The following is a 13530-nucleotide window of genomic DNA, read 5'->3' as shown; positions in this document are numbered from 1 at the left end:
GAGCGGGCTTTCTCAAGCCGTCGTGAAGGCTTAATCCACCGACAGTTGCAGATGCAATTGCGAACGCGCAGGACCGCCTTCGAGCGCCTCGCCCGCGATGTCGCGGTCGGTCTGCTCTTGCGGCGCGAGACGCGCGGTTTCGATGCGATCGAGATAATCCGTGGTCACATCGCCGGTAATGTAGTTACCGTCGAAGCACGACGCCTCGAAATCCTCCAGCGCCGGATTGATGTCGCGCACCGCGCTCTTCAAGTCCTCGACGTCCTGATACACCAGATAATCCGCGCCGATCATGCGCGCCACTTCGTCGTCACTGCGGCCATGCGCGACGAGTTCGCCGCGCGTCGGCATGTCGATGCCGTACACGTTCGGGAATTTCACCGGCGGCGCGGCGGACGCGAAAATCACCTTGTTCGCGCCGGCATCGCGAGCCATTTGCACGATTTCATGCGATGTCGTGCCGCGCACGATGGAATCGTCGACGATCAGCACGTTCTTGCCCTTGAATTCGATGCCCATCGCGTTCAGCTTCTGGCGCACGGATTTCTTGCGCACCGCCTGGCCCGGCATGATGAACGTCCGGCCGACATAGCGATTCTTGAAGAAGCCTTCGCGATACTCGACGCCGAGCTTCGCGGCCACCTGCATCGCGGCGGGGCGCGACGAATCGGGAATGGGCATCACGACGTCGATCGGCACGTCGGGCAGCACGCGCTTGATCTTCTCGGCGAGATAGTCGCCCATGCGCAGACGCGCGTTGTAGACCGGCACGCCGTCGAGGCAGGAATCCGGACGCGCGAGATAAACCAGTTCGAAAATGCAGGGCTTGAGCACCGGCTTTTCCGCGCATTGATGGCTGTGCAGATTGCCTTCCGCGTCGATGAAAATCGCTTCGCCCGGTTCGACGTCGCGCACGAATTCGAAGCCGATGCCTTCGATCGCCACCGATTCCGACGCCACGATCCACTCGACGCCCGTCGACGTTTCCAGCTTGCCGAGCACGAGCGGGCGAATGCCGAACGGATCGCGGAACGCAATGAGCCCGTAACCGGCGATCAGCGAAACGATCGCATACGAACCCTTCACGCGGCGATGCACGCCCGCGACCGCCTTCCACAGCGCGGCGGCGTCGAGCTGGAGGCCCGAGCTTGCGAGTTGCAGTTCGTGCGCGAAGACGTTGAGCAGCACTTCGGTGTCGGAGGCGGTGTTGATGTGCCGGCGATCGATCCGGAACATCTCGTCCTTGAGCTGCATCCAGTTCGTCAGATTGCCGTTGTGCGCGAGGATGATGCCGAACGGCGCGTTCACGTAGAACGGCTGCGCTTCTTCCTCGTTCGATGCGGAACCGGCCGTCGGATAACGCACTTGCCCGATGCCGACGTTGCCCGGCAGGCTGCGCATGTTGCGCGTGCGGAACACGTCGCGCACCATGCCGTTGGCCTTGTGCATGTGGAAGTTGTTGCCGTTGGCCGTGGCGATGCCCGCCGCGTCCTGACCGCGATGCTGCAAGAGCAGCAGGCTGTCATAGATGACCTGATTGACAGGGCTTTGGGAAACTACACCTACGATGCCGCACATGGCATGGTCCTTCAAAGAGTCGAAACGGGGTCGAAAGGCGTGCAGCCGGCGCGCTGCCTCGGTTCGTCGAGCCGAACCGAAAGACGCAACCTGGCGTCGCGTTCCTCGTGTAGCCTGCCGTTCGTCTATTGTGCGGCGTTTCGCGCCGAATCGCCCGAGTCGGGGGCGACGTGCACATACGCGGCGAGCGTATCGGGAAGCAGCGGTTTCAGTTCGCGCACGCCTTGCTCGACCGTCGGCCGGAGCAGCGCGTTGCGCCAAAATTCTTTCTGCGGCAATTCGGTCAAGCCGGCAAGGGCGACCAGGATCACCACTAATATCACGCCTCTGGCGAGGCCGAACAGCAAGCCGAGCGAGCGATCCACTCCGCGCAGGCCGGTGATTTCGGTGATGCGCGTCAACAGCGCCGACAGCACGCTCGACAGCAGCAGCACCGCGCCGACCACCAGCAGAAACGCGATCAGCCATTGCGTCAGCGCGCCGCCCGGCCAGGTCGCCGGAATGTACGGCGCGACGACGCCCACGAAGCGGCCCGCGATCAGAATGGCGGCGATCCAGCCGACCAGCCCGAATGCCTCGGCGAGCAGTCCGCGCCACATGCCGCGCAGCGCGGACAGACCGATGACGGCCATTACCGCATAGTCGTAGCTCGTGAACATCGGCGCTTAGTTCGACGCCGGCCGCTTGCCGCCGGCGAGTCCCGCCTGGCGCACCTTCACGAGCGCAGCCGAAGCCGACGCGCGATCCGGGAACGGTCCGGCACGCAGCAGCGCGCGCGACGAGCCGTCGGACTGCTGGCGATGCTCGACATATGCGGGCACGCCCGCGGCTTTCAACTTGGCGACCCAGTTCTGCGCGGCGGTTTCGTCGTCGAACGTGCCGATTTGCAGCACGAAGCGGCTGCCCGCAGGCGACGACGGCGTGTTCGCAGCGGTCGATGTCGTGTTGGCGTTGCCGTTCGTCTCGGGCGCGGCTTCGGCGGCCTGCGGTTTGGCGGCGGGCTTGGCTGTGACCGTCGGCTTGCTTTCGGGCTTGGCCTCGGGCTTCGCTTCCGGCTTGGCCTGCGCGACCGCAGCCGGCGCGGAGGCTTGCGTCTGTGCTTGCGGCTGCGTCACGCCCGCAGCGGCGGCGCCTGGCGCGGATGCCGCAGCCGGGCCGTCATGTGCGACGCCGGCTTGCGTATCGGCGTCCGCGTCGCGCGATTGCTTCGCAGCGGGCGCGGCGCGATTGGGAATATCGATGGAAATGTCGTCGGTGACGGGCTTCGGGCGCGAATCCAGCACCATGGGCAGCACGATGACCGCCGCCAGCACCAGCGCGATTGCGCCGACCAGCCTGCGGCGCGCGCGCTGCTTCTCGGGCAAGGTGGGGTCGAGCATCATCGCGTCGGCGTCCGTGCGCTCGGAGCGGCGCGTGCGGCGCTCCGTCCGCACGGTTTGACGCGAGCCGCGCGGGGAATCGGAGTGTGCGTCGCTCGCCGCGCGTGCGTCGTCTTTCTTGCCGAACGAGAAAAGTCCCATGTATGGCTTGGTGCGTGAAACGTGGACGCCCGGCGTGGCCGGCCGTCTCAGTGATGCTGCGATTTGCGGTAAGCCATGACGCCAGCCACCGTATAGAAACTACCGAAAACCACGATTCTATCATTTTCGGACGCTCGGCTTAACGCGTCTCGAAAAGCGTCGGCGGGCGTCTCAAAGCGTGCAACGCTGCTGTCGGGACCTTCGTTGACACCGGCTTCGCGCAGCACCGCATCGAGCCGTTCCGCCGATGCCGCGCGCGGCGTCGGCAGCGCGGTCACGTTCCAGTGATCGATTTCGCCGAGAAGCTGATGCACGACGCCATCGATATCCTTGTCGTTCATCGCGCCGAACACCGCGTAGGTGTACGGAAAGTAGCCCATGTTGCCCAGATTCTGCGCGAGCACGGCGGCGGCATGCGGGTTATGCGCGACATCGAGAATGATCTGCGGCTTGCCCGGCAGCACCTGGAAGCGGCCCGGCAGTTCGACGTTCGCGAGTCCGAGCCGAATGTCTTGCGCCGACACCGGCAGCCGGTCGCGCAGCGCTTCGAGCGCGGCCAGCGCCGCCGACGTGTTGATCAGCTGATTCGCCCCGCGCAGCGCCGGATACGCGAGCGCCGAACGCCGCTGCGTGCGTCCGATGTAGCTCCATTGCTGCCGCTCGTTGCCCGGCTGCGCTTCGTAACGAAAATCGCGGCCGACGAGCCACAGATCCGCGCCGATCGCCTCGGCATGATCGATCAGCGTTTGCGGCGGCGATGGATCGCCGCACACCGCAGGCTTGCCCGCGCGGAAAATGCCGGCCTTCTCGAACGCGATCTTCTCGCGCGTATCGCCGAGATAGTCCGTATGGTCGATGTCGATGCTCGTGATGACCGCGCAATCCGTATCGACGATATTCACGGCGTCCAGCCGCCCGCCCAGGCCGACTTCGAGAATCACCGCGTCCAGCCCGCGCGATGCGAACAAATGCAGGATCGCGAGCGTCGTGAACTCGAAATAGGTCAGCGAGACCGGCTCCGGCAGACTCGCGCGCGCCTTTTCGACAGCCTCGAAATGCTCGAGCAGGTCGGCGTCGGTGGCGTCGGCGCCGTCGATGCGCGCGCGCTCATTGAACGCGAGCAGATGCGGCGACGTGTGACAGCCCACGCGATACCCCGCGCGCAGCAGGATGGTTTCGAGGATCGCGCACGTCGAACCCTTGCCGTTCGTCCCGCCGACGGTGATGACGGGACAATCGAACGTCAGCCCGAGCGCGTCCTTCACGCGGCCGATGCGCGCGAGGCCCATGTCGATGCCGACCGGATGCGCCGCTTCCAGATGGGCGAGCCACGCGTCGAGTGTGGGGAATGTGTTCATTTTCGAGATCGGGAAAGCAAAAGCGCCGCGCGGAACCTCGCGGGTTCACGCGCGGCGCGGCGCTGAACGAAATGGCCTCAGGCGACGGAGTCGGCGGGCTGTCGCGTCATCAACGCCATCAACTGGGCGAGTTCCTCGCGCATCTTCCGGCGATCGACGATCATGTCGACCGCGCCCTTCGTCAGCAGGAATTCCGCGCGCTGGAAGCCTTCCGGCAGCTTTTCGCGCACGGTCTGCTCGATCACGCGCGGGCCCGCGAAGCCGATCAGCGCCTTCGGTTCGGCGATCACGACGTCGCCCAGGAACGCGAAGCTCGCGGACACGCCGCCCATCGTCGGATCGGTCAGAACGGAAATGAACGGCAGTTTCGCTTCGGACAGCTTCGTGAGGAGCGCGGTGGTCTTCGCCATCTGCATCAGCGAAAGCAGGCTTTCCTGCATGCGCGCGCCGCCCGACGCCGTGAAGCAGATGAACGGCACGTTCTGCTCGATCGCGTTACGCGCGCCGCGCACGAAGCGCTCGCCGACGACCGAGCCCATCGAGCCGCCCATGAACGAGAACTCGAAGCACGCGACCACGCACGGCAGCGTGTGGATCGCGCCGCCCATGACGACCATCGCGTCGGTTTCGTCGGTGTCTTCCATCGCCTCTTTCAGGCGATCCGGATACTTGCGGCTGTCCTTGAACTTGAGCGCGTCGACCGGCACGACTTCCTGGCCGATTTCATAGCGGCCTTCCGGGTCCAGCAGGCGGTCGAGCCGCTCGCGCGCGCCGATGCGCATGTGATGGCTGCACTTCGGGCAAACATGCAGATTCGCCTCGACGTCGTTGCGATACAGCACCGCCTCGCACGCCGGACACTTCACCCACAGGCCTTCGGGAATGCCCTTGCGGCTCTTGGGATCGGTTTGTTTGATCTTGGGCGGCAGCAGTTTGTCGAGCCAGCTCATCGTTTTTCCTTGACTGTTCGGGGGCCGCGCGCGATTCACGCGGCGCGGCGGCGAAGATTATTTGGCGGAGTCGAGCGCCGTGCGGATTTCCGCGATGAAGCTCGTGAGCGACGCGGCCGCGGTCTCGGGCGGCGCCTCTTCGAGTAACTGCACGAGCCGGCTGCCGATCACCACGGCATCCGCGACTTCGGCCACGGCGCGGGCGGTCTGGGCGTCGCGGATGCCGAAACCGACGCCGATCGGCAGCGGCACATGCGACTTGATGGCCGGGATTTTACTCGCGATGCGCGAAACGTCCAGATTTGCCGCGCCGGTCACGCCCGTGAGGGACACGTAGTAGACGTAGCCGCTCGCGATTTTGCCGACCGCCGCGATGCGCTCGTCCGTCGACGTGGGCGCGAGCAGAAAGATCGGATCGATGTCCGACGCGCGCATGGTCGCGCTGAACGCTTCGGACTCCTCGGGCGGGTAATCGACGACCAGCACGCCATCGACGCCCGCCTGCTTCGCGGCTTGCGCGAAGGCTTCGGCGCCCATGCGCTCGATCGGATTCGCGTAGCCCATCAGGACGACGGGCGTTTTGTCGTCGGTTTCGCGAAAGCGCGCGACATCCGCGAGCACGCGCTTCAGCGTGACGCCGCGTGCGAGTGCGCGCTCGGACGAACGCTGGATGACGGGGCCATCGGCCATCGGGTCGGAAAACGGCACGCCCAGTTCGATGACGTCCGCGCCGCCCTTGGCCAGCGCGTGCATGAACTCGACGGTCTGTTCCGGGTTCGGATCGCCCGCGGTGATGAACGGGATCAGCCCTTTTTTGCCTTGCGCGGCGAGCGCCGCGAGCGTGTTTTTGATACGGGACATGGAAATTCTCGTAGTCGTATTCGGTAGGCGTCGGCAAGACGCAATCAGCGACGCTATTGAGCGGCTTGCGCTTCGGCGGCAATCGGCACGCTGGCGGACTTGACGGGCGCGCCACGCACCCGCGCGAGGCGGCTTTCCGCGATCGCGCAGTAATCCGCGTTGATCTCGTAACCCGTGAAGAGCCGTCCGTGGCGCGCGCAAGCGACTGCCGTCGTGCCGCTGCCCATGAACGGATCGAGCACGCGGCCGCCCGGCGGACAACTCGCCTGCACCATGCGCTCGATGATTTCCAGCGGCTTTTGCGTCGGATGATCGACGCGCTCCGCGTGCTGCCGATGCAGCCGCGACACCGACCAGACATCCTTCGGGTTATAGCCCATCTCCAGCCACTTGCTGCCTTCGAAAATCTTGCGCGAGCGCGCCTTTTTCGTCGCTGCGTCGTAAGGGATGCGCACCGGATCGAGATCGAAGTAGTAATCCCTCGATATCGCAAAATAGCCGATGTTGTCGTGTACTGACGTGTATTTGCGCGTCGTTCCGCCCATGCTCGGCACGCGCCGGTCCCAGACGATCTCGTTGATCATCATCATTCGGCGCTTCAGGAACACGAACAGTTCGGGCGAGTATTGCCACGTGCAGAACAGGTACAGCGAACCGCTTTTCTTGAGCTTGGGGATCGCCATGTCGAGCCAGCGATACGTCCACTCCAGAAAGGCGACGCCCGACAGCATGTCCGAGTCGTTCCCGTAGTCCTTGCCCAAACCGTACGGCGGATCGGCGACGATCAGATCGATCGACTCGTCGGGAATGCTCGCGGCATCGGCCAGAAAATCGCGGTTGCGAATGTCGATGCCGGCGCCCTGCAGCGCGCCGGCGGACATCGGTTCGTCGATGACAGTGCGCATCTGTGGCTTAGAACTGAATGCCCGATCGCTCCGCGACCGTGTGCATGTCCTTGTCGCCACGGCCCGACAAGTTGACGAGCAGCACCTTGTCGCGCGGCAGCGTCTTCGCGAGCTTCGCGCCGTAGGCCAGCGCGTGGCTCGATTCGAGCGCCGGAATGATGCCTTCGATCCGGCAGCAATCGTGGAACGCCTTGAGCGCTTCGTCGTCCGTGATGCCGACGTACTCGGCGCGGCCCGCGTCCTTCAGCCACGCGTGCTCGGGACCGACGCCCGGATAGTCGAGCCCCGCCGACACCGAATGCGTCTCGATGATCTGGCCGTTGTCGTCCTGGAGCAGATACGTGCGGTTGCCGTGCAGCACGCCGGCGCTGCCGCCCATCAGCGAGGCCGCGTGGCGGCCCGTGTCGATGCCGTCGCCCGCCGCTTCGACGCCGATGAGGCGCACGGCTTTATCGTCGATATACGGATAGAAAATGCCCATTGCATTCGACCCGCCGCCCACGCACGCGATGACCGCATCGGGCTGACGGCCCGCCATTTCAGGCATCTGCACGCGGCATTCGTCGCCGATCACGCGCTGGAAGTCGCGCACCATCATCGGATACGGATGCGGCCCCGCCACCGTGCCGATGATGTAGAACGTGTTCTCGACGTTCGTGACCCAGTCGCGCATGGCTTCGTTGAGCGCGTCCTTGAGCGTGCGCGAGCCGGATTCCACCGGCACGACGGTCGCGCCAAGCAGCTTCATGCGATACACGTTCGCCGCCTGCCGACGCACGTCTTCCGCGCCCATGTACACGACGCATTCCATGCCGAAGCGCGCGGCGATCGTCGCGGTCGCGACGCCGTGCTGGCCCGCGCCCGTCTCGGCGATCACGCGCGGCTTGCCCATCTTGCGGGCGAGCAGCGCCTGGCCGATCACGTTGTTTACCTTGTGCGCGCCGGTGTGATTCAGGTCTTCGCGCTTCAGATAAAGCTGCGCGCCGCCGAGCATCTCGCTCCAGCGCTTGGCGTGATAAATCGGAGAAGGACGGCCGACGTAGTGCTTCAGTTCGTAGTCGTATTCGGCCTGGAACTCGGGGTCCTGGCGGGCCGCGTCGTAGGCGCGGCGCAGTTCGTCGAGTGCATGAATGAGCGTTTCGGAAACGAAAACGCCGCCATATTGGCCGAAATGGCCTCTTTCGTCAGGCAAGTTGTACATTGCGTCACTCTCTCGGTAGTGGATCGACAAGTCGATGCCGGTCCACGTTCGGAATCAGCCGGCGTCCGCTTCGCGCACCGCGCGCATGAACGCCGTCATTCGGGCGGGATCTTTCACGCCCTTCGCGCCCGGCACCTCGATGCCGCTGGAGACATCGACCGCGAACGGGCGCACGCGCCGGATGGCGTCACTGACGTTTTGAGCGTTCAACCCACCACTCAAAACGGCCCGATGCCCGAGATCTGTTGGGATAAGTGACCAATCGAATACCTTTCCGCCGCCGCCGAAGCCCTCGACGAGCGCGTCGAGCAGGATACCGCCTGCGGCTGCATATTTAAGCGACGATTCTACCAAATCGCTTGCAGCCGCATCAGGCCCGACACGCACCGCGCGCCAATAGGGCAAACCCGCAATCGACGCGAGTTTCGCGCATTCTTCGGGCGTTTCGTCACCGTGAAACTGAAGCAGCGAAAGCGGCACGCTCGACGTGACTTCCTCGATCCACTCGGGCGTCGCGTTGACGAAAAGCCCGACCGCCGACACTAGCGGCGGAACGTGCCGCGCCAGTTCCACGGCTTCCTTGACGCTCACCGAACGCGGACTCGGCGGATAAAAGACGAAGCCGACCGCATCCGCGCCGAGCGCGACGGCGTGCTGCACGTGCTCCGCGCGCGACAACCCGCAGAGCTTGATTCTCGTCCGATGCAAATCCTGGTTACTCATGTCTGTCATGTCTCGTCCGCCCAGATGGCGCTCCACGGCATGCTCGCGATGTGCGGCGGCGGCACCGCGAAGCGTTCCGGATAGCCGACTTCCGCCAAATAAAGCCCGTCCGGCATGAAGGTGGGCGCGGCGATGCGGCGATCGCGGGCGGCGAGGACGTCGGCCATCCACGAAACCGGGTGACGGCCCCGCCCGATCGCGACGAAGCATCCCATCAGATTGCGCACCATGTGATGCAGGAACGCGTTCGCGCGAAAACGGAAGTGGACGAAATCGCCCTGCTCGCGCACATCGATCTGATAGACGTGCTTGACCGGCGTTTTCGACTGGCAATCCGCCGCGCGGAACGACGAAAAATCGTGCTCGCCGATCAGACACGCGGCGGAATCGCGCATCGCGGCGACGTCGAGCGGCGTGTGGACCCAGCCCGCGCGTTTCGCGAGCATCGGCGAACGCACCGGATTGACGTACAGCACGTAGAAGTACGTCCGCTCGAAGGCCGCGAAACGCGCGTGGAAGTCGTCGGGCATCGGCTTCGCCCATTGCACCGCGACCGTTTCCGGCAGGAACGCGTTCGTGCCGCGCACCCACGAGAACTCGGCGCGATCGAGATCCGTCTCGAAATGAACGACCTGGCCGAGCCCGTGAACGCCCGTGTCCGTGCGCCCGGCGACGACCGTCTGCAGCGGCGTCTGCGCGAATTCCGCGAGCGCGCGCTCGAGCGTGTTCTGCACCGTCTTGCCGTGCGGCTGCGATTGCCAGCCGCAAAACGCCGCGCCGTCGTACTGAATGCCCAACGCGATCCGCATGTCAGGAATGCGGCGCGAGAGTCGAAAGCAGCGCGGCGGCTTTCTGGCGCGTGGCCGTATCGTTCGATGCGATCACTTCCTGCAGCAGCGTGCGCGCGCCGCCGAGATCGCCCAGTTCGATATATTCGACGGCCAGTTCCAGCTTGTTGCGCGCGATGGTCGCGAGCTGCGCCGGGGTCAGCGCCGGCAGCGGCTCGGTCTGACTCGACGGAAGGTCCAGATCGAAGTCCAGGCTGAGCGGACCGAACTGGGTCGGCCCCAGCCGCGCGCCCAAGCCCGCGACCGACGCTGCGCCGGCCGTCCCCGCTTCGATCTGCGCGGCGGCGGATGGCGGCGCGATATCGGCCTTCGATTGCTGCGCGGCGTCCGTTTCAGCGACGGGCTGCGGCACGAACGGCACAGGCTCGATCGGCGTTTGCGATTCGTGGAGCGGCGGCGTTGCGCCCGAATCGAGCGGGGAATTCAGCTTCAATTCCATGCGCGGCGGCAAGCCGAGATCCAGCGAATCGAGCGCCTGAACCGCTTCGGTCGGAAATTTCGGCATCGGAAAGCGATCGCCTTGCGTCGGCTCGTCGTCTTCCGCGTGTTCTTCGTGTGCATGCGCCTGCGCCTGGCGCAACTCGGCTTCACGAGCGATGATCTCGCGCGCCGCCGCCTCGCGGGCCTGCTGCGCCTGCGCTTCCTGTTCGGCTGCTTCCCGCGCTTCGCCTTCGCGTCCCGCCGTTTCGCGAGCGAGCGCATCGCGCGCCGCTGCTTCGCGTGCACGGATCTCGCGCTCTTCCGCCTCCCGCGCCGCAGCTTGCCGCGCGGCGGCCTGGCGCTCCTCGGCTTCCCACTTCTCGGCTTCGCGGCCAGCGATCTCGCGCTCTTGCGGTTGCTGCGCGTCGGCTTCGCTCATCTCGACGGGACGCGGCGGCATGAACGCGGAATGGAGCGCAGCCGGTGCGGCAGGCATGAACGGAGCGGGCGGCTCCGCGCGGTCGCGGTCGTTCGCTTGGGTTTCGGCGGCTTCGGGCGCTTCGGGCGCGGCTTCGGCTTCCGAAGGAGCGTCGAGCGGCGCTTTAGCGGACGGAGCGGCATCGTCATCGGAAGGGGCGGCGAATGACTGAGCCGCCTCATAGCTTTCCATGCTCGCCGCGACCGCATTCAGTTCCGATTGATCGCGCGGCACCGCATCGCCTTCGAGGTCGGCAGCGCCGGTAGCCGGCGGATAAACAGCCGACGCGGGCACACGCTCGTGGCGGCGCGCTTCGGCCTCCGCCTTCGCCCGTCGACGTTTGGCGCTGCGCCACATCATCAGAAGGAAGAGCAGGAGCAGCACCGCGATGGCGAGCCCGAACAGCATCGGGTCCGGACCGACGCGGCGCGCGGGCACCGACTCCGGCGCGGGTGCGCTGGCCGCCGGCGCAACGGCGGGCGTGGCAGGCGGCTGCGCTTCCGAAGCTTGCTGCACGCCGCTGGCTGATTCGACCGCCGATGCAGACGGCGTACTCTCCGAAGCCGCCCCGGTCGTGCCCTGCGACGCGGGCTCCGGCGCGCTAGCCTGAACAGCACTCGCCGCAGCCTGCGCATCCGACGCGCCGCCGGCTTCGCTCGCCGGCACGTTGAGCACGGCGCCGAGCTTGAGCCGGTTGATGTCGTGGCCCGCGAACGCGTTCGGGTTCGCGTCGAAGAGCGCGCGCGCCATCTTTTCCTTGACGGCGCGTTCCTTCGATCCGGTGATCTCGCCCGCGACATCGTTGAGCGACTGTCCCGGCTTCACCGCGTACCGCTGCCCGGATGCGACCGTCGCCGATGCGCCGGCGGCTGCATCGCTCGCCTGCGCGATCGCCGCGCCGGACATCGTCGAAAGCAGCGCGCAGAGGGCGACGCTCGCCGCGGCAAACGCCGCATGCGCTGACGGGATAAAAGACCGGCGGGGTCGTCGAATCATTGAAGCTCCACGGTACGGCGAAAAGTTGAATCAGAACGAGGACGCGCGCGACGGACGGTCACGACCGGCCGTTTGCATGCAGCGCCGATAAACCGGCCCCATAAACAAAAAGCGCCGCGATGACGCGACGCTTTTCGTTCGATGTCCGCGCTTTAGGCGCGTAGTTTACTTTACTTGTCCAGCAGAATGCGAAGCATGCGGCGCAGCGGTTCGGCCGCGCCCCACAGAAGCTGGTCGCCGACCGTGAACGCCGACAGATACTCGCCGCCCATCGCGAGCTTGCGCAGACGGCCGACCGGCACCGTCAGCGTGCCCGTGACCACCGCCGGCGACAGATCGCGCATCGACGCTTCGCGCTCGTTCGGCACGACCTTCACCCAGTCGTTCGCCGAAGCCAAAATGCCGTTGATTTCGTCGAGCGGCACGTCCTTGTTCAGCTTGATGGTCAGCGCCTGCGAGTGGCAGCGCATCGCGCCGATCCGCACGCACAGGCCATCGACGGGAATCGATCCCGGCTCGCCCATCGCCGGCTTGCCGAGAATCTTGTTGGTTTCCGCGCCGCCCTTCCACTCTTCCTTCGACATGCCGTTGCCGAGATCCTTGTCGATCCACGGAATCAGCGAGCCCGCGAGCGGCACGCCGAAATGATCGGTCGGCATGGCGTCGCTGTTCATCGTGGCGAGCACCTTGCGGTCGATATCCAGAATGGCCGACGACGGATTCGCCAGATCGCCCGCCACCGACGCGTTGAGCGCGCCCATCTGCGACAGCAGTTCGCGCATGTTCTGCGCGCCCGCGCCCGAAGCGGCCTGATACGTCATGGCCGTCATCCAGTCGACGAGGTTTTCGCGGAACAGGCCGCCGAGCGCCATCAGCATCAGGCTGACCGTGCAGTTGCCGCCGACGAAATCGCGCCCGCCCTTGACGAGCGAATCCTTGATGACGTCGAGGTTGACGGGATCGAGGATGATGACCGCGTCGTCCTTCATGCGCAGCGCCGATGCCGCGTCGATCCAGTAGCCTTTCCAGCCCGCCGCGCGCAGCTTCGGATACACGTCGTTCGTGTAGTCGCCGCCCTGGCACGTGATGATGGCGTCGCACTTTTTCAGGTCGTCGATGCTCGTTGCGTCTTTGAGCTTCGTCTCGTTTTTAGCGAACGACGGCGCGTTGCCGCCCGCATTGCTGGTGCTGAAAAACACCGGTTCGATCAGGTCGAAATCGCCTTCCTGCTGCATGCGCTGCATCAGGACGCTGCCGACCATACCGCGCCAACCAACGAGACCTACGTTCATGACTAACCTTATCTGTGGACTCTTCCCCGCATCCTTGCCCGGCGTGGCCGCGCGGGGAAGACGCTCGGACACGAGGGACGATCAGCGAATCGTGATCGCTTTAATGGAGATTTTCGTCGTGCGCGTTTTCGACGTGCCGATAGCGGCGATTGCGCCAATGCTGGCGATAACGTCGATACGCTGGACAAAGGCGAGACTCGTCGCGCGAGCGTGGATGCCGCGACCGATGGAGTCCGTAGAGAATTGAGAGTTCTTCGCCATGACCAAACAATATACACGAGTTGCGGGGGGGGGGGGGGGGGGGGGGGGGGGGGGGGGGGGCCGGGGGGGGGGGGGGGGGGGGGGGGGGGGGGGGGGGGGGGGGGGGGGGGGCGGGGGGGGGGGGGGGGGGGGGGGGGGG

General features: G+C 65.6%; 13 protein-coding genes. All 13 read right to left on the bottom strand.

The window, feature by feature from the left end; all coding sequences use genetic code 11:
- Positions 1–30: 30 nt before the first annotated feature.
- A complete protein-coding gene (gene purF, locus NCR39_RS14950) occupies positions 31–1578 on the bottom strand; it encodes an amidophosphoribosyltransferase (RefSeq protein WP_250452884.1) in 1548 nt (515 codons plus the stop codon).
- Between the two features lie 125 nt (positions 1579–1703).
- The gene (locus tag NCR39_RS14945) at positions 1704–2237 is read right to left on the bottom strand and encodes a CvpA family protein (protein WP_250452883.1); all 534 of its coding nucleotides are present in this window, start codon (positions 2235–2237) and stop codon (positions 1704–1706) included.
- A 6-nt stretch (positions 2238–2243) separates the two neighbouring features.
- Entirely contained in the window at positions 2244–3098 is an 855-nt protein-coding gene (locus tag NCR39_RS14940; RefSeq protein WP_250452882.1) for an SPOR domain-containing protein, read from the bottom strand.
- 47 nt (positions 3099–3145) lie between these two features.
- A complete protein-coding gene (gene folC / locus NCR39_RS14935) occupies positions 3146–4456 on the bottom strand; it encodes a bifunctional tetrahydrofolate synthase/dihydrofolate synthase (protein ID WP_250452881.1) in 1311 nt (436 codons plus the stop codon).
- Between the two features lie 77 nt (positions 4457–4533).
- On the bottom strand, positions 4534–5406 hold the full coding sequence (accD, locus tag NCR39_RS14930) for an acetyl-CoA carboxylase, carboxyltransferase subunit beta (RefSeq protein ID WP_040049967.1): 873 nt from the start codon (positions 5404–5406) through the stop codon (positions 4534–4536).
- A gap of 57 nt (positions 5407–5463) precedes the next feature.
- A complete protein-coding gene (trpA, locus tag NCR39_RS14925) occupies positions 5464–6267 on the bottom strand; it encodes a tryptophan synthase subunit alpha (protein ID WP_250452880.1) in 804 nt (267 codons plus the stop codon).
- A gap of 53 nt (positions 6268–6320) precedes the next feature.
- Complete coding sequence (locus NCR39_RS14920) at positions 6321–7172, bottom strand: DNA-methyltransferase (protein WP_250452879.1); 852 nt, start codon at positions 7170–7172, stop codon at positions 6321–6323.
- 7 nt (positions 7173–7179) lie between these two features.
- On the bottom strand, positions 7180–8373 hold the full coding sequence (gene trpB, locus NCR39_RS14915; RefSeq protein ID WP_250452878.1) for a tryptophan synthase subunit beta: 1194 nt from the start codon (positions 8371–8373) through the stop codon (positions 7180–7182).
- Between the two features lie 54 nt (positions 8374–8427).
- Positions 8428–9096 (bottom strand): phosphoribosylanthranilate isomerase, encoded by a 669-nt coding sequence (locus NCR39_RS14910; protein ID WP_250452877.1) that lies wholly within the window; start codon positions 9094–9096, stop codon positions 8428–8430.
- Between the two features lie 5 nt (positions 9097–9101).
- A complete protein-coding gene (truA, locus tag NCR39_RS14905; protein ID WP_250452876.1) occupies positions 9102–9905 on the bottom strand; it encodes a tRNA pseudouridine(38-40) synthase TruA in 804 nt (267 codons plus the stop codon).
- A gap of 1 nt (position 9906) precedes the next feature.
- Entirely contained in the window at positions 9907–11838 is a 1932-nt protein-coding gene (locus NCR39_RS14900; RefSeq protein ID WP_250452875.1) for a FimV/HubP family polar landmark protein, read from the bottom strand.
- Positions 11839–12008: 170 nt separating this feature from the next.
- Entirely contained in the window at positions 12009–13130 is a 1122-nt protein-coding gene (asd, locus tag NCR39_RS14895; protein WP_250452874.1) for an aspartate-semialdehyde dehydrogenase, read from the bottom strand.
- 81 nt (positions 13131–13211) lie between these two features.
- Positions 13212–13391 carry a hypothetical protein gene (locus tag NCR39_RS14890; protein WP_250452873.1) on the bottom strand — a complete coding sequence of 60 codons (180 nt, stop codon included), beginning with the start codon at positions 13389–13391 and terminating at the stop codon, positions 13212–13214.
- Positions 13392–13530: the final 139 nt, after the last annotated feature.

The organism is Caballeronia sp. ATUFL_M2_KS44 (genome assembly GCF_023630965.1).
GTDB classification, from domain to species: Bacteria; Pseudomonadota; Gammaproteobacteria; order Burkholderiales; family Burkholderiaceae; genus Caballeronia; species Caballeronia concitans.
This window is presented reverse-complemented; position numbering and strand designations above follow the sequence as displayed.